The following is a 17,432-nucleotide window of genomic DNA, read 5'->3' on the forward strand; positions in this document are numbered from 1 at the left end:
ATTATACTCCAGTGGCAGACTGGAACCAACGGGATGTGTATCTTGTTCACCTGATCTCCATATACATGGAAATATACACCAATTAATTATCCCAAATACGCACTCAGCATCCAGATATGTTTATCCATTGCTTCTCTCAAGCCGTTAAGAAGATCCTCTGTCGCTTTATCCTGTGCTGCTTCCGCTGCTTCCATCCCATTAGCCAGTTCAACAGTGATGGTTTTAAAATCAGCAACAACGGACTTCACCATATCGTCAGCTGTCTGCTCACCTGAGGACTCCTGAATAGCTGAAAGTTGCAAATGCTCCTTCAAGGTCGCAGCCGGACGGCCACCAATAGCTAACAAACGTTCAGCAATCGTATCTAGATTAGCTGTTGCTTCATTGTAAAGCTCTTCAAATTTAGCATGCAGTGTGAAGAATTTAGGTCCTTTCACATACCAGTGGAAATAATGCAGTTTCGTATACAATACAGACCAGGTAGCTACCTGACGATTCAATGCCTTGTGCAATTCTTGAATAGCCTCTTGTGTAGGTGCGTTCGTATGATTTAATGTACTCATGTTAAAATCCCCTCTCGTTTTCATTCAAAATATAGTTGGTGTAAAGCTTGGATACTCGTTAACAGTAGTGTCTGATTTTCTTCAAAATCCCATGCGTGAATCCAATAAATATTTATTAATTTAGACTTAATCTAAATCCTGTTTTAATTATAACACTGTGTCGATGTTTTTCAAGTCTTAATTCGGTTTTAATCATGAAGATTACGTGAATTGATTGTAAATCAAACTCTATAGGCAATAGGATATCCAGAATCAAGACTTATTTATCTTTTATACATAGGTTACATCAATAGGAGTAAAGAAGATGTTAACTTTGTCTGCTAAAGTATCTGTATTGTAGGCAAAGTCCATAACCTACTACCTCATACCTAGCCACGACAAAAAAGAGCCGGCCCGTAAGAGGGTCGGCTCTTTTATTATTCTTACATCTCTGAAGGTTCCACGATTAAGGATACAACCTTGCCAGCATTTACATCAATCAGGCCGTGATCGGTAATTTTCAAGGCCGGGCTGACCGGCAAAGAATGCGTACTCAGCGACATGATTGGATTGTAATGGCGGTAGCCCAGAGACAGCAAGGCTGAACGAAGCTCCTTCACATGGGCCGCAACCATTTCCAGCGGTCCTTCTGTTAAAATCCCGCCTACGGTTAACGGCAAATGGGACAGCACCTTGCCATTTTCAACTACGCAAAAGCCACCTTGGCTGGATAGAACCGTATTCGCAGCCAGTATCATATCTTGCTTGTTATGCCCTACGACCAGCAAGTTATGGTTATCGTGCGAATAGGTGGTTGCCACTGCCCCACGTTTAATCGTATCTCCCCCGATCAAACCGTAAGCACGATTGCCATTCTTTCCATACCGTTCAAACGTAGCAATGAGTCCATGTTCACCATGTTCCCATACCAGTTCACCCTGCTCCACATGTGCAGGTGCAATCCGTTCGCTCGTAAAAGTTGAGCCATCCTTGACCATCATAATACGACATTGATGTGTGCCATCAGCTACATCCATCTTTACCGTAAAATCCTGCTCCGTGAGCGGATTGAGCTTCACACTTTGATAAAAATGGGCGGGGAAGCGGCTTTTTATCGGTGCTTGATGGTATTCCTCGAACTTATCGAATACCTTGAGTCCGTCCTTATAGACTTGCTCCACATCAAATTGACCAAGATCGGACAGCAGTACAAAGTCAGCTATTTTTCCCGGTGCAATTGTTCCGCGGTCATGCATTCGCATCCGTGCAGCAGGAGTAAACGTAGCTGCATAAATGGCATCCTCAGGCTTCATGCCCATTCCGATTGCTTTACTTACAATATGGTTCAGATGCCCTCGCTCTACGAAAGAGTCTGGCATCACATCATCCGTTACGAAGCAAAAATGCTGTGCCACATCTTCCTGAATAAGATAGTCCATCACTTCAGGGGTCATGGATTTTTCTTGGATTTCAATAAACATTCCGGCAGCCATCCGCGCCTTCATACCTTCAATACTTTGGTGAGTATGGTCCGAGCCTATTCCCGCATAGATCAACTGATGCAGGTCCAGATCAAGCAGTTGCGGCGTATGGCCTTCAATGATCAGCTCCGGGTAGTGCTCACGAACATGGCGTAAGATGCGATTCGTCTTGCTCTCCGGATCACGAATGACATCCACATAGTTCATAATTTCACCCAGGCAGATCATTTCGCCGGTTTGCAGTAGCGCATCAATCTCGGGAATACCAATCTCGCCCCCTGAGGTTTCGAGCGGCGTTGCCGGGACAGAGCTTGGAATGCCGTAGAACATATCAGCCACGCAATCTTTGCTGGCTTCCATCATTTCCTGAATGCCTTCCAATCCGAAAACATTCGCCATTTCGTGCGGTTCCGGTACAATCGTCGTTACCCCATTGCGAATCAGCCCATAGGAAAAGGTTGCCGGTGTCACCATGGTACTTTCGATATGCAAATGGATGTCGATCAGGCCAGGAATCATATATTTCCCGTGCCCTTCGACAATTTCAGCCACCTCGAAAGACTCCAGACCACGCTGACCGATATACATAAACTTACCGCCAAGTATAGCTACATTACCTTCTTCGAACGTCTTGTAGTAACTGTTATACACCTTAACTTGTAAAATCATTTTGTCTGCACGCATGATGTATCTCCTTCATCGAACCCGCTGATTATTGGACCAGCACCATTTTATCTGCCGGAAAATGCAGGGTAACCCGCTGACCACTCAGGTAAGGCGTATCCATTTCCTGATTAGCCGTAAAGTTGCCTTTCGCCGTTTCTACCACATACTGATAGCTACGCCCCAGGTAAGTACTTACTTTAATAATACCGGGAAGCTCATTTTCCCCTGTCTCGTTGCCTTCTGTTCGAATGACCAAATCATCCGGGCGAATAGCGCCCTGACGAGCACCCGGTTGGTTAGTACCCTGATTACGCGCTACGCCGAACGAAAGATCGCCTGTATTCAGTCGAATACGATCACCTTCTTCAGTACGCTCGTCAAAACTTAGAAAATTATTAAACCCAATAAAACGGGCGACAAATTCGGTCGTCGGATATTTAAAAATGGTCGATGGAGCATCTAATTGTTCGATGTTCCCCTTATTCATAATCGCAACCTGGTCAGAAATCGAAAAACATTCCTCCTGATCATGCGATACATACACAGTAGTGATGCCCAGTTCCTGTTGAATACGGCGGATTTCCACACGCATATTTACACGCAGGTTAGCATCCAAGTTACTCAGAGGTTCATCAAACAACAGCAGATCGGGTTCAATCACAAGCGCTCGCGCAATCGCAACACGTTGACGCTGTCCGCCTGACAATTCACCGGGGAAACGTTTTTCAAATCCCCCCAGGCTAACGGTATCCAGCATGGTCATAACGCGGCGTTTCACATCATCTTCCTTTACCTTACGTAACCGCAGACCAAAGGCAACATTATCAAAAACGGACAAATGCGGGAAGAGTGCATAACTTTGGAATACAAAGCCGAAGTTCCGTTTATTCACCGGAACCCGAGTATAATCCTTATCGCCAAACAAAAATGTTCCTTGTTTAGCTTCGAGAAATCCTGCAATGAGACGAAGTGTGGTCGTTTTGCCACAACCACTCGGTCCGAGCAACGAGAGCAATTGCCCCCGTTCGAGCTGCAAATCGAAATCCTGCAAGATCAGTTGGTTGTCATAAGCGACCGATACGCGATCCAGAGTAAGCAGTGCCATAAGGTTGAAGCCTCCATTACCTTTTAGTGAAGTAAGACAATCCCATCAGTCGTTCAATCAAGAACATCAGGATACCGGTTAAAATCATTAGCATAACCGAAATCGCTGCAATCGTCGGATCAAAATAATTTTCGACGTAAGTCAGCATTTGAATGGGCAGGGTGCTGAAGCCCGGTCCTGTCATGAAGACGGAGATGTCGACATTGTTGAATGATTCCAGAAAGGCAATCAGGATAGCCGCAATAATACCTGAGCGGATGTTGGGCAGAACCACCTTGAAAAAGGTTTCCAGCCGTCCAGCCCCCAAACTAAGCGCTGCTTCCTCAATCGCAAAATCAAAGTTAGACAAACTGGATGCAATGACTCTAATAATGAACGGCAACATAATCACCGTATGTCCGATCAATAGTCCAGCATATACTGGTAAATGGTAAACAATGATCAAATAGCGCAGCAGTGTAAAACCAAGAACGATACCCGGTATAAGCAACGGGGAAAGGAACAAAGCATTCAGCGCATCCTTCCCGCGAAACGAAAAGCGACTAAGTGCATAGGCGGCAGGCATACCGATCAGCAGTGCCAAGATGTTGCCTAGCAGAGAGACGACAATGGACGTTTTGAACGTGGACATAAACAAATCCACTTCAAAAATATTTTCATACCAGCGCAAAGAAAAGCCCTGCGGAGGAAATTTTAATACCGTGCCCGGCTCGAAAGAAGTGACCGATATGATCAACAGCGGACCGAGCAGAAAGATGAAGACCAGCAGGCTAAAGAAGCCTAGTCCGTAATGTTTCTCCCGCATATCCACCTACCCCTTCGGATTGAGTTTATGGGCCGCCTTATTTAAGAGACCGACCACGATAAATGTAATAACAATCATAATTGTTGCAATAACAGAAGCTAAAAACCAGTCGTTTAGCGTCATCGCGTTCTGATACAAAAATGTAGCAATAACCCGCTGTTTTCCTCCAAGTAGTGCTGGTGTCGTATATGCAGTCAGGCTGCCTACGAAAACGAGAATGCTTCCAATGATCAGGCCCGGCACAGACAGCGGAAATACGATTTTACGAAATGCGCTGAATCTGGAAGCCCCGAGGCTCTGAGCAGCATGAACAAGATCACCGTCGATATTTTCGAGCACACCAATCAGTGAAATAATCATCAGCGGTAAAAACAAATGAACCAGACCAATAATCATCGCTGCCGGGGTGTACAAAATATTCAGCGGCTCATCTACAAGTCCTAAACCGATGAGCACGTTATTTAACAGCCCCTTGCGACCCAGAATGACCATCCAGCTGAATGACCGCACCACCGGACTCGTCAATAAGGGAAAGATAGCCAGCGCAAGCAAAATACCTTTACGACGCGGGGCCTTTTGCGAAATATAATAAGCCGTCGGGAAGCCGAGTAATACGCACACGAGTGTCGTTACGACACTGACTTCCAGCGTAGTCAGCAATATTTTCAGAAAATAAGGGTCCTTGAAGAAATGGAGATAGCCTTCTAGGGTGAATGAGCTGTTCTGTACGAAGGTCGAACCGATCGTCAACACAATCGGAATGACCATGAACACCGCCAGAAAGAGCAGACCTGGCAGCAGCAGCCAATACAAGTATGTTTTCTTCATGGGTAGCTCCTTGCGGTTATCAAAATGTTATTCCTTATTCAGCACCTGGATAAACAGCTCCAGAAAAGCTTCGCTGTCCACCTGTTCGCACACATTCATATTGGGGCTATGATTGAGGCGGTTCTGCACATCGCCCACCGTTTGTCCGTCACATATACGACTGGAGGTTTCCACGTCGACATACAACGACGAGGTATGTACTAACCTCGAATTTAATGCGACACCCACGGCAAGCGGGTCATGAAGCGCACACGCTTTTACCCCGTTGCGTTCTTCATAACGCTTGGTATAAACAGCCGTACTTTCAGCTACATAATTACGAATTGCAGGATGGGACAGATGAGCAATATGATCGGCAGTCAGCAGAGCCTTCCGTGTTACATCCAGTCCCACCTGTATCAACCGACCAAATCCTGCATGAAATACGATCCGTGCGGCTTCAGGGTCAGCATACATGTTGTACTCCGCTACAGGTGTAATATTGCCGCACCCGTGAATAACACCGCCCATAAAAATGACCTCATCGACGTGATCCGTCAGTTCGGGACACTTCAGCAGCGCCAGTGCCAAATTGGTGAGCGGCCCGGTGCAAATGAGCGTCACTTCCCCCCGGTGAGCCATCACGGTATCGATGATGATATCCGGCGCAAAACCTTCGGACGCAGACATCGCTGGGACTACTCCACTCAATGCACCTCCAATGCCGTCTTCTCCATGGACACGGTGCTCGTGCAGACCTTTACGTATTAAGGGAGCCTCCGCCCCCCGATAAACCGGAATATCCGGTCTATCCAAAAGGTCGAGGATTTTGCATGTGTTCAATGTTGCTTGTTTAAGTGAAACATTACCGCATACTGTAGTAATCGCTTGGATATCCAACTGACCACTTTTGGCGGCCAGTAAAATACCCAACGCATCATCAATGCCCGTATCTACATCTAATATGACCTTTTTCATTACTGTGCTACTTCCCGGTTCCAGCGATCTGTCCATGCCTTGATATGATCGTTAACGAACTTCATATCCAGCTTGGTCAACTTGTTCACTACATCTGTACCGTACGTAATTCCTTCTGTATCCGCACCGGACAGTACCACCTGCGTGTTCACCGGAGAATCAACCTTCGCCTTGGCGGATTTTTCTTGAACTTCCTTGCTCAGCTGCCAGTTGATAAATTCCTCAGCCAGCTCCTTCTGGTCGGAGCCTTTCACTACATTAATCGTGTTCATTACTGCGTAAGCACCTTCACTAGGTGCTACAAATTTCGCTCCTGGCACAGCCGCCTGCAAATCTTTGAAGTACATTTCCATGATCGGACCGCCCGCAATTTCTTGTTGACTAAACATGTTCACGAACTCGGACGTTTTGCTATAAAACTTAACGATATTCGGACTCAGCTCTTTCAGTTTTCCGAAGGCTTGGTCTTCATTAAACTCCTTACTCCCCGCTACCTTGGAGGCTGCATCTACCATCATCGGTCCGGCAGTCGCCGTAATATTCGGCAAAGTCACGTTTCCTTTGAACTCAGTTCCCCACAGGTCAGCCCAAGAGGTCACATTCTTTTTCACCAGCTCCGGATTATAGGCAATACCGAGACGCCCGACCGTATAAGCAGGACCATACTCCTCACCCAGCGGCGCTTTGGCAATATCATAAATTTGGTTCAGGTTCGGCACCTTGCTGCGATCCAGCTTCTCAAACAATCCCTGTTGGATTCCCTGTTGAGCATAATAATCAGACAGATAAATCAGATCGACATCAGTGCTGCCTTGACCGATTTTGTTCAATCGCTCCGCGTTATTTCCGATTTCTACAACAATATCAACGTTATGTTCCTTTTCAAAAGGCTCGTACACTTCTTTATTAAAAAAGTCCTCGGAGAAGCCCCATGTGGAAATAACTAGTTTCTTCTTCCCATCAGCTGAGCCATCTTTTCCATCTGCCTGACCGCCAGTAGCATTACTGCCGCAACCTGCCAGTACCACGGATGCCAAGGTCACAGCCATAAACCCTTTAAACCATTTTTTCATATGAAACTCCCCCTATTTTTTTATTATGCACACCTTATGACACAAAAAAGAAAAGTACTCTTGTAAAACAAGAATACTTTTCTTCGTAAACAAAGAATAAGTTGATCCCGCTGCGCGTTATAACAGGTTCTCCCCTCAGATAGATCCGAAGCGAAAAGCCGAATATCCAATTTTATTAGGATTCTTTCAGTATGATGTTCGTAATTGCCCACTGCGTTGCTGAATCATAATCACGCAGTAAAGCTTCTATATCGAGCTCCATATCCTCAATCAGCTTCTCGCGAAGTCTCTTCTTGTACAGCATGGACATTCGGAAATCCACTTCCAGCTTCAAGCCGGGGGCTTCCACTTCCAATGCCGCCGAGCGTGGAGAACGCCGGTGCTTCGCCACAAAGGTAACAATGTTGTTCTCAACGGTGGCCCGCAGCAGCGTGGTCCCGAAGCCGAACAGTTCCTTTGAAACTTCATTGTAAATCTGGCACATCCGCTTCTTGCTTTCGTTACTGTCGAGCAGCGTCATGAACCCACCCTCATCAGCATATTACGTACAATCAATCTTTCAACACGATAGATTATACATAAATATACGATAAATAGCAAACAAAAATCCCTAATCTAATAACATATGATGCGAAAAAGCGAACAATATGTCGAACTTTGTAGCTTTTCAACATTTTTACACTTTTTCGTCTAACCCTTAAGTTTTCGAACACTGCTATATTCCCCGCAGGAAAATTAAAGTAGACTACAAAGTCGTTATCGTCACCTCTCTGGGAGAATATTTTTTTCTACTACTATATATGTAGTTTTTATACGCATTTAACCGTACCCCGCGGGAGCCCCCTAGCGATTGTACGGTTTTTTATGTTATGTAGCTGACTGGCCAGATGGGAACCCCTTCAAGAAAAAGCCGATTGAATCCACGAGGACACTACAAGAGTAGCTGGCCACAGCAGCATAAAGTTAGCTATGATATACGCCTTCTTAAAAGCATAACGATGATAAAAATACCAACAGCTCCATGAGATAAATACTCCTATCGGGTAGCTCATTATGACATAGGCAAAAATATAACTGATGAGATAATCTCCAGCTGTTGGTGCATCGAAAGAAAATACGACCACCATCAGCATGGCCGGATAGGCAAATAGCGTTAAGCCATAAACGATATTCAATATAAGTAAAATGACAAATGCATTTTGATCTTTCATGATGTTCTCCTAACTATTGCAGTCTGCCTGTATCACCATTGTGCAGCCCGTTTGCGTCTCTCCTCACGCCGATCAGCTTCTTCCATTTTCCGAATATAACGTTTCAACTGCTCTTTATGATCGTCCAATTCCTGTATTCGTACAGTTGTACCTTGGAGAAACGTCTCCATTTTACGTGTTAATTCAGCAGCCGATTCGCCCCTCCAGTCTTGCAGACGACCATATATATTCCTCATCTGCTGCTCCTGATGCTGAAGTCTTTGCTTTAGCTGCTCGCATTGCTGAACAGCCCTACGCAGATCCCCCAGGCTCAAAGATATTCTACTCATCTCTTTTGCCTCCCGTTGTGTTCTTCCAGCTGCTCTTTTTTATTGATCCACCATCGTAAATTCCTGGCCCTTGCGATCTATATACTCTGCTATCTCTGTAATCGATTCCTGATACCAGCGATTGATCCGATCCAGCGTTGCCGTTGCACTATGCGCAATTAGGGTCAAAGACTGACTTTCACTTGTCCCGATATGAGCCTGAAATAACTGGATGGATGCTCGGGTATCGCTAGAAAATCCATGCAGGCTGGAACGCATCTGGTTAGCCGCATGCTTTAGCTCCTCAGGTGTTAATTGAATTGTGCCCCCATTTTTGTTGCCTACAAAATATGCACCGCCATTGGAGCGACCATTCTGTTGTCCTACTCCCAGGATATTCACTCCCAGTGCATTAGCAGCAAACTGCCCGAAGGCCCCCATTTGTCCACCGTAACGTTCAACCAGATCGCCCATGACTTCCTTGAGCTCTGCTCGCGCGGCCAGCATCTGCTCGTACGCCTGCACCCGTGGATTGCCTTCCACCAATTGACCGTCCATGGTGTACAGTGGATTGCTGATATTACCGGTACGATCGTCAAATGTAAAGTGCGCCATTCTATGAGTATGCTCTCCCCCTAATAAAGAATTATAGAACTTGGTGAATGCATCTTGCTGCATCATAGGCAATGTAATCGGAACATAAACAATAGGAGTCCATTTGGGGCCAAGAATAAGTCTTTCCAATTCGTTTTTTCTTTCCATGGGAATTGAAACAGGAATAGTAAACTTGGCTGCATTGGCAGTCTTATAATCACTCCCAATATGATACGTTTCTCCTACATGTTGATTAGCTTTAGTAGCTCCCCCGCCAACGGTATCTCCGGGATGGGCAAAAGCCACATTTGTTTTCTTAAACTCTCCTGCTTCTACCCTCTTTTGAAGATCCTCAGGTAGTAAGTGTACAATACCGGGAGCATTAAAACTCACGGATGATAATCCGTTCCGTACCGCAACGTACTCTGCTTCGGCTCCTCCAAGAGAATGGCCTGTTGTAGAGATTTCAGCAGATGGATACTTTTTCTTCACTTCATCGTACAAGTTTTGGGCATGCGTAAATTGATTATTTTGATACTGTGTCTCATATTGTTTAAATGAACTTTGCACCTGTGGAGGGAAGGTTTTTACCTCTTCCGGATTATTTACATAATAATCATGAATTTGATTCAGAGTTTTCGCCCGTCCACCTACGACATCGTTGATATCCGTTTCCCAGTCCATTGCTACACTCCACTTGGGGCGATCCGGCGGCTCTGTTCCTCTATAACCGATAATCACCTGATTGGTTTTTTCATTATGGAATACAGTCGCATCGAATCCAGAACCGTTCGTGTCATGTAATAGTTTCTCATCAAGTTTTGCTACTTCCCAGCCTGGAGGGGTTTGATCCTTGTAACCCTTTGGATGAGGTTCCCTTTCATAAGCTTGGTCGGCAAGCTGCCAATATATCTTGTCTTCAATGAATGTCAATGTATATTCCCACCTTGTTTACTAAGTAAATATATTATAAAGTTACATAATAGAGGTAAAATAATCAAAAAGGAGCTCATCAAATTGTATAGAAATTTAAGGATTGCTCTTACAATTATTCTAGTCACCATCCTTATAGGAGGTTGCTCAAGCATGTCCAGTAAGGAAAAGGAAGAAACCGTAAAAGCAGCCACAGCTAGCGGCGTAAAATATATTAAATCCCACTATAATTCCGACTTCACTTTAAAAAAGTATGAAATAGAGGAAAATACCGTTCATGCAAGAATTCATCTTTATGGCTATATAAAAGGAAACAATAAAGATACCATCATTATTTCATATGATTTAGACTCGAAAGAAGTTGTCAATGTTACGGGACCGGATTGGTTTATTGATAGTAGAATTATAGACAAGAATGCACCTTTCTCCTAAAGAAAGCGAGACGTATCTGTTACATAAAATAAGATTCGCTTTATTCAGTAATCAAGTTCACTCTTCCATTCTCAGGAAGTAGTATCATTATAATGTATTATGTTTATTTCGAGTATCAATCGGAATACAAATGAGAACAAAGTCGGAGAGGATTGCATTATTGATCATAATTCATACCTAATAACGATTAGGACTTTGTAACTGTATGTTAGAAGAAATTTGCATATATGAACATAATTTTCAGAGGTTGTATTGAGCTAATCCTTATATTGGCTATAATGATCTATTCTATTATTAACAAACAAAGCAATAAGGTTCCTGGGTATATAATAAGGAGATAATAAGGAGAAGAATACAACTTGAAGAAGAAAAAGGTTTGGGGAAGCATCCTTATATTACTTTCAATCCTTGTCGGAATCTTTTGTTACATGCAATATACAGCAAATACAGAAAAAGAAGCATACGTTCAATCTGGCATACCCATCGGAAAAGAATACATTAAGAAGTATTATAATGCCGATTTTGTTTACCAAAATAACGAGTTTATTGGCAGTTACGTTAACTCTACCGTTTATCTCCGTGGCTATATAAAAGGGCATGAAGGCCAAATCATATCTATTGCTTATGATTATAAAACCAAAGAAGTGATCGACGTCTCTGGACCTGCTTGGTTCATCGATAGTAGAAATCCTAAAAAGAATTAGAATATTGAACCATGATTGCAGAAAAGGCTCCCTAGGAGCCTTTTTCAGTCGTCGTTAGTCATATTTAACGCTATTCACCTTAGGTGCTATGCTTAGTTACATGAATAAAAGGATATTCGCCTTTGCTTATTTTACGTTTCCACTCTTGTATCATGTCTTCTTGGGTAGGCGGTTTCTCATTCACGATTGCTCCTGTAGTTACTTTAGCCATGGTTTACCCTCTCTTGATGGTTTTAGTTATTGCGTCTTTATCTTTTCTCCAGTCATTTTGATGTTACCATCCATTTCTACCAAACTCGTTTTACATTTTAAACCGATAGCATCCTTCGCAGTGACCTGTATTGTATTACCCGCGTTGAATACCAGGTTCCCGTCAGCTTTTACACGGATATCCTTTTTGCTTCGCAGTTCAATTCCATGGTCATCCAGTAGTCGAATCACCACTTCATCGTCGTTCCCCGTAATTAAAATTTCGTTTTTCTCAAATATAATGGCTTTGCGGTACTTGGTCATAAAGATTTTTGTCGACGGGTCCTTAATAAAGTCACCGCCTTTGGATCTCTTGCGGATCGAGTGGGTTACGATGGCATCTTTTTCTGTAGAGGTCGGAAAGTAGATATCTACAAAGTCAAACAGCTCTGGCATGCAGTACCATCCGGTATTCCCTTCCGATGTATAAAATGTAGCCGTTGGAAAAGCGTAGGTTTCCTTGACGTTAGGCTTGACCTTGTCCATTTCATAAAAGAAAACTTTCACATGATCCTGTTCAATTCCAATAACCTTGGACTTCAGCGAGATGCCACGAATACTCTCATTTACAATCAAATCCTGTTTCATTCCATCCGATGTGGTCAGCACATATTCATGCCACAAGACACTATGCCGTATAAACGCAACCGATTGCAGGACGTATAATGCTTTCCCTTTAAATTTAACCTCCGCCCCAATTTGCAGCAGGACATCTCTAGCTCCTGTCGTTTGCACTTTATAATATAAAAAGTTGTCATCCTTGCTGGCTCCTGGTTTGGTTTTTCTGGTCATCGAGTAGTTATACTGTTTGAGCTCACCTTGATTGACACCATCCGGTAATCCAAAATAAAACTGCGGTTTGTCTCCAATCGGATCAGGTATCAGTCCCCAACCAAGCCGAGACGCTATACGTTTCAGAAACAACCAGTCCGTCTCATCAAATTGCATCGTAAATTCCTGTAGAAGCTGATCTTTTAAGCGGCTCGTACAATTCGCTTTGGGATATGATTTGAGTACATGTTCAAGCAATGCCTGCACCTTCATCTTCACATTTTGAAAAGATTGTCTATGAATCACTTCATCCAACTGGCTTGTATAGGATAGGGCTTCGACGACCAAATAGGCTACATTGGACACCAACTTGATTCTGAACTGTGTGACTAATCCCCTAAATAATACAATCTGCTTCTGATCATCATTCACATAAGAAACGACTAACTTCGCCCCTGCCTCCATATGATCTGTGTACTCTTCCATTTGGGCACCCGTTAACACACCCGTCAAAAAGACTTTCACATGCTCATTCATTTTCTGTACAACTTTAACTTTTGGATTTTTAAGAGATAAAACTGTTCCATTATACTTGATGATTGGATATCCCATGTTACCGCTCCCTTTTGTCGGTTAGTTTACGTTTATCCGTTGTTTGCTTACGTATTGAATGACATCTTTAATGGTTTGATTATGTCCTTGATCGTTGAGAGCCTCATCTAATGTAGGAATCGTGGTAAAAGTTTTATTTTTTTTCTGAAAATATATGTCCGCTATTGGGAATGGAACTACACCCTGGGGACCGGCCCCTGTAATGTATTCCCCAATGATCACGATATCGGAGTATCCATCGTGATTCACATCTTTGAAAGAAATAGCCTTTACTCCCTCCAACATGCCGTTATTATTTCCACTAAATTCAGGGAGAGTATATAAAATAGTACCTGCGTTATCTAATAGAAAAAAACTCGCCTGATTTAACCCATTGGTATCCCTTGTAGCGGATACAAACTTTACTTCTCCCCACCCATTCAGGTTGGTAGTAAAGGATTGGCTTTTGTCTATGGCATATTGATTGTGGTCTATTTTTCGCTGTACTTCCCCATCAACATTAGATGATTTAAATTCTTGGTATATTTCAACTCCTTTTCGAGAAAATTGAACGATTACATTTGGAACCATATCACTTGTAATCAAGAAACCATCCATATTCTCTGAAATCCCTATATTCATTTCTATATGCTGCTGGTTTTCTACAGTTAGTGTGTTATCTTCGATACTCAGGTCCCAAAAATCAGTAGAATTGATTATATTAGTGAAACTATGATTCTTCTCAGACCATTTTTGATTATCTAACTCCCAAGAAGAAACAAATACAGGCTTAGGTGAATACAAAGAAAGGTAACCTCCCAATAAAAGCTCTACCTTACCTTTATAAGTACTAACCACAAAATCTGTAACCTTCTGTGCATCTTCATTCAAAACTAATTGAGCACGTACATGTCCCTCATCATTCCACCACTGAATAATTGTAAAATTATTTTCCAACGTACCCTTTAGATCAATAGGAGCTTGAAAATTAATAACTCTAACATTCAATTTGTTGTCTTTAAGAACTACCACTTTAGTCGACGAAACAACCGTTTCATCAAGTATGTCACTAAGTTCATCACCCTTTATTTTTGTACTATCCTGCATATTCATTAGAGCAACTAAACCCGATGTAAACTGCTCCAAGTTGCTTTGTCTTATATCACTCTTTAAATCTTCACTTTTAATGTTACTTAGTTTACTTTTCAATTGTTCCAACTCAATTTGAAAAGAACCGCTTGAGTTTATGTCATTAATATGAGACGAGCCCCTATCTGATTCTGATTGGAAGTTAGCACATCCATCCAAGGTAATACACAACAATAACAATAGAAGAAAAAGCAAGATTCTCATTTAATCCATATCTCCATTTTCACTTATAATGATTATTTGCCAGATTGAAGTCACGTTGAAGATCATAGGATTTACCATGCACAGTTCCGGTTCCATTAACAATGGTAAATTTTCTAGAACTTACGTCTTCCCTATATTTCGCTTTCGATTTATCAACTGCTGCTTGAGCTATAACTTTCAAAGCTTCCTGTTCACTCAGGTTTCCGCTTTTTATCTTCTGCTGAATCGTGTTTGTCTGCGATTGTTTAAATCCACCATTTTGTACAGCTATATCAAAGGCAAGAGCCAGTCCTCTTTCTGTTTTAAGATTAAAATCATTCGCTATAGAGTAGGCTTTGTTGATATACTTGTCCATTGCTTTGTTCTGTATTTCTTGAAATTCTTTTGAATTACACATAGCAATCAGTTGCGCTTTCCAATCTGACTTTATCTTATTACGATTATCATTTATAGACCTTGCCCAATTCATTTGATCTTGCTTAGATCCTTGCAAGGCTTTTGCTAATGAGGCGTAATTCTCTCCGAATATTTTTTTTGCCTGATTATTATATTTATTCACAAATGATATTAACATTGGTTGTAGAGTACCTTGCCCTATATTCCACTGTAAAATCCCTAAAGAAAGGCCTTGATTGTCAAAATTACCAGCTATGTTGGTATAGCCACTTCCTTCAAAAGAAGCCGTAATTTTTATAGCCTTTTGTATAGTATCATCTTTCTGAGTCGTTGCAGGCTTATCAGTTTTTTCTGTAGTCTTAGTAGTGTTTTTCTCTATAGGCTTTTCTTCCACCAACGGTTGCGATTTGCTATACTTCCCAATAATCGCCTGTGCTTCTTGACTATACTTATCCATTGCAGCTTTTAAGGTTTTTGGGTCTTTACTTAGATCCTTGCCATCGATGATGCCATGATCATGAGCCGTATACCATTTTACTGTAAAATCAGTTAACTTATCGGCATCTGCCTTAGACGTTTTGGCAATTGTATTAATCAAAGTGACTTTATCGCGAAGAGCTTTACCTGCATTTTCTGCCGCTTTCTTTTGCTTGATATTCCCGCTTGCCTCAGCGTTCATCCAACGAACGGTTTCTTTTTGCATCTGCTCTTGAGCCCACTTGGGAAACGTAGCTATTTCGCGTAATTTGCTTCGAAGTCCCTCTGCCAGCTTTTGCGCTTTACGCATGCCAACCTCGTCACCATTGGCTTGAGCGATGTACCAATCCTCTTTGTATTTACGCATCCAGGTCTGGGCCCAATCAGGATAATTCAGTTTTTGCTTCTTCTGTTCTGCTGCAAGGTCAAAAGCCTTAGCTTTTCTGTGCGCATTAGCAGTTGTTAAAGCTTTCAACATAGGTGTTGCGCCAAACGTTGGTTCTTTCCACTTCATATGCCTTCTCCTTTGTTAGAAATGCTTAGAAGAATCGTATCTCCGACATACAGGTATCGTGATATTTGCTTCCTTTCTCTACTGCCTCAATCGTTATTTTTACGAATGAAGTATGAATGGCACTATTGGGAAACTCATTACTCAAAAAATCATTATCTACCATTATGGTCTGCCCATTCGAGAACTCTAGTTTCATTCGCTTAACTCTGTTATTTACTTGGAAAGCATTAGATGACTTAGCCAAGCCATTGATGAGTTCGAAACCCCTCAATTCTTGCACAGAGCCAAAATCAACCTTGACCCACTCTCCAATCCCGTCTCCCTTAACTCCTTCGCACCAAGCTGTGCTTGCATCTCCATCCATGATGTTACGGGCAGCATAGGAGTTCCCTGCTTGATCAGAAAGCGTAGAAGATGCGCTAATCTTCTTTGCCGGGATACTTTTCTGATATTTCATTAAATCCGTTGTAGTCTGTACCCATTGTGTAGGGGACACGTTATAGCCTATCCTGTAGAATACATTAGAGTATTTTATAGACAGACCTGTTTGAATATCTTGTTGTTGCATTTCACCCTTTGAATTCACATAAGCAACCCTGTGGTTATCTAAAGTTAAAACAGGAGATTCTGTGGCTTTCATCAGTTGCTTCTTCTCTCCTGTCTGTATATTGAACATATACGACTTATCATTATCATAAGAAGAGAGAAGCAATTGATCGTTATAAAGCCACTGTTCAATCTGTATTCCCTCTATCCCTAGCTTGATTTGTTGAATTTGCTTTTTCTTAGACAAGTCATAGATCAATACATTATGTTTACGATCTACAAGGGCAAATTGGTTACCGTCAGGTGAAAACACTGGAAGATTGAGATAGTGACCATCATTCAAACGCCCCAATGCTTCAGTTTTCTGTCCTCGGTTCATATAATAAAAACCGGCATCATCATCTGTGTAAACACATTTGCGTAAGTCAGGAGACATAACAGCGTAGTCCCTATTCGGCACCTTAAATTCATATAATTTCTTTGTGGTAGATAGATCAAAGATTTTGATCACTAAATAATTCAATTCGGTTGACTCTCTACATAAGGCAATACGCCTGCCATCATCCGAGAACCCAGCCAGATACAACTCATATTCAGGATACGTTTTACCTTCACTTGCATGTAATTCACCTATAATGTCATCTAAATCAATATAGGTATTACCTGTAGGATCATCCATGTCAGCTAAAAAATCCATAGGCATATTTCCATTTTCCGCTTCAAACAACAACCAATTTATGGGCCTTTTTGCTGGAGGAAGTTTCTTGGGCTGAGAGACAGCAGCATGAGTTTCATTCTGCTCCCGCGCTTTTTGGTCCCCATTCGATTGTATACACCCGCCTAGTATAGAAAAGATCAAGACGAGCAACGCAATTTTATTTATCTGCATCATAGAT

18 protein-coding genes are annotated in these 17,432 nt (G+C 42.4%); 2 read left to right on the plus strand and 16 right to left on the minus strand.

Annotation, left to right across the window (positions count from 1 at the left end; translation table 11 throughout):
* Positions 1-86: 86 nt before the first annotated feature.
* The 11 genes from NLX73_RS11430 to NLX73_RS11480 all read right to left on the minus strand — a co-directional run bounded on the left by NLX73_RS11430 (position 87) and on the right by NLX73_RS11480 (position 10,503).
* On the minus strand, positions 87-563 hold the full coding sequence (locus tag NLX73_RS11430) for a Dps family protein (RefSeq protein ID WP_254326213.1): 477 nt from the start codon (positions 561-563) through the stop codon (positions 87-89).
* 422 nt (positions 564-985) lie between these two features.
* Positions 986-2,707: an adenine deaminase C-terminal domain-containing protein gene (locus NLX73_RS11435; RefSeq protein WP_254326214.1), complete on the minus strand. Its 1,722-nt coding sequence runs from the start codon at positions 2,705-2,707 to the stop codon at positions 986-988.
* 28 nt (positions 2,708-2,735) lie between these two features.
* Positions 2,736-3,794 carry an ABC transporter ATP-binding protein gene (locus NLX73_RS11440; protein ID WP_254326215.1) on the minus strand — a complete coding sequence of 353 codons (1,059 nt, stop codon included), beginning with the start codon at positions 3,792-3,794 and terminating at the stop codon, positions 2,736-2,738.
* A gap of 16 nt (positions 3,795-3,810) precedes the next feature.
* The gene (locus NLX73_RS11445; protein WP_013312456.1) at positions 3,811-4,599 is read right to left on the minus strand and encodes an ABC transporter permease; all 789 of its coding nucleotides are present in this window, start codon (positions 4,597-4,599) and stop codon (positions 3,811-3,813) included.
* Positions 4,600-4,605: 6 nt separating this feature from the next.
* Positions 4,606-5,427 (minus strand): ABC transporter permease, encoded by an 822-nt coding sequence (locus NLX73_RS11450; protein ID WP_013312457.1) that lies wholly within the window; start codon positions 5,425-5,427, stop codon positions 4,606-4,608.
* A gap of 27 nt (positions 5,428-5,454) precedes the next feature.
* Entirely contained in the window at positions 5,455-6,384 is a 930-nt protein-coding gene (locus NLX73_RS11455; protein WP_254326216.1) for a nucleoside hydrolase, read from the minus strand.
* Entirely contained in the window at positions 6,384-7,457 is a 1,074-nt protein-coding gene (locus tag NLX73_RS11460; RefSeq protein WP_254326217.1) for an ABC transporter substrate-binding protein, read from the minus strand. Before NLX73_RS11460 ends, NLX73_RS11455 begins: the two co-directional genes overlap by 1 nt.
* Positions 7,458-7,632: 175 nt before the next feature.
* Entirely contained in the window at positions 7,633-7,977 is a 345-nt protein-coding gene (locus tag NLX73_RS11465) for a hypothetical protein (protein ID WP_013373571.1), read from the minus strand.
* Positions 7,978-8,356: 379 nt separating this feature from the next.
* Entirely contained in the window at positions 8,357-8,668 is a 312-nt protein-coding gene (locus NLX73_RS11470; RefSeq protein WP_013312461.1) for a hypothetical protein, read from the minus strand.
* Between the two features lie 32 nt (positions 8,669-8,700).
* Positions 8,701-8,997 (minus strand): WXG100 family type VII secretion target, encoded by a 297-nt coding sequence (locus tag NLX73_RS11475; protein ID WP_014278615.1) that lies wholly within the window; start codon positions 8,995-8,997, stop codon positions 8,701-8,703.
* A gap of 39 nt (positions 8,998-9,036) precedes the next feature.
* Entirely contained in the window at positions 9,037-10,503 is a 1,467-nt protein-coding gene (locus tag NLX73_RS11480; protein ID WP_254326218.1) for a Tle-like phospholipase domain-containing protein, read from the minus strand.
* A gap of 153 nt (positions 10,504-10,656) precedes the next feature.
* Between NLX73_RS11480 and NLX73_RS11485 the strand changes: the two genes are divergently transcribed.
* Together NLX73_RS11485 and NLX73_RS11490 are read left to right on the plus strand one after the other, a co-directional pair.
* Positions 10,657-10,935, plus strand: coding sequence for a hypothetical protein (locus tag NLX73_RS11485; protein ID WP_226887720.1), 279 nt, complete (start codon positions 10,657-10,659; stop codon positions 10,933-10,935).
* Positions 10,936-11,294: 359 nt separating this feature from the next.
* Positions 11,295-11,639: a hypothetical protein gene (locus tag NLX73_RS11490; RefSeq protein WP_254326219.1), complete on the plus strand. Its 345-nt coding sequence runs from the start codon at positions 11,295-11,297 to the stop codon at positions 11,637-11,639.
* Positions 11,640-11,718: 79 nt separating this feature from the next.
* On the opposite strand, the gene NLX73_RS24955 is transcribed toward NLX73_RS11490, so the two are convergent.
* The 5 genes from NLX73_RS24955 to NLX73_RS11510 are packed head-to-tail and all read right to left on the minus strand — an operon-like array spanning position 11,719 to position 17,428.
* Positions 11,719-11,850 carry a hypothetical protein gene (locus NLX73_RS24955; protein WP_302055376.1) on the minus strand — a complete coding sequence of 44 codons (132 nt, stop codon included), beginning with the start codon at positions 11,848-11,850 and terminating at the stop codon, positions 11,719-11,721.
* Positions 11,851-11,876: 26 nt separating this feature from the next.
* Positions 11,877-13,271: a phage late control D family protein gene (locus NLX73_RS11495; protein WP_254326220.1), complete on the minus strand. Its 1,395-nt coding sequence runs from the start codon at positions 13,269-13,271 to the stop codon at positions 11,877-11,879.
* A gap of 21 nt (positions 13,272-13,292) precedes the next feature.
* Entirely contained in the window at positions 13,293-14,603 is a 1,311-nt protein-coding gene (locus NLX73_RS11500; RefSeq protein WP_254326221.1) for a hypothetical protein, read from the minus strand.
* Positions 14,604-14,622: 19 nt separating this feature from the next.
* A complete protein-coding gene (locus tag NLX73_RS11505) occupies positions 14,623-15,990 on the minus strand; it encodes a hypothetical protein (RefSeq protein ID WP_254326222.1) in 1,368 nt (455 codons plus the stop codon).
* A 25-nt stretch (positions 15,991-16,015) separates the two neighbouring features.
* Positions 16,016-17,428: an NADase-type glycan-binding domain-containing protein gene (locus tag NLX73_RS11510; RefSeq protein WP_254326223.1), complete on the minus strand. Its 1,413-nt coding sequence runs from the start codon at positions 17,426-17,428 to the stop codon at positions 16,016-16,018.
* Positions 17,429-17,432 lie beyond the last annotated feature (4 nt).

The sequence above is a fragment of the Paenibacillus sp. CH40 genome (assembly GCF_024213605.1).
Lineage (GTDB): Bacteria > Bacillota > Bacilli > Paenibacillales > Paenibacillaceae > Paenibacillus > Paenibacillus polymyxa_B.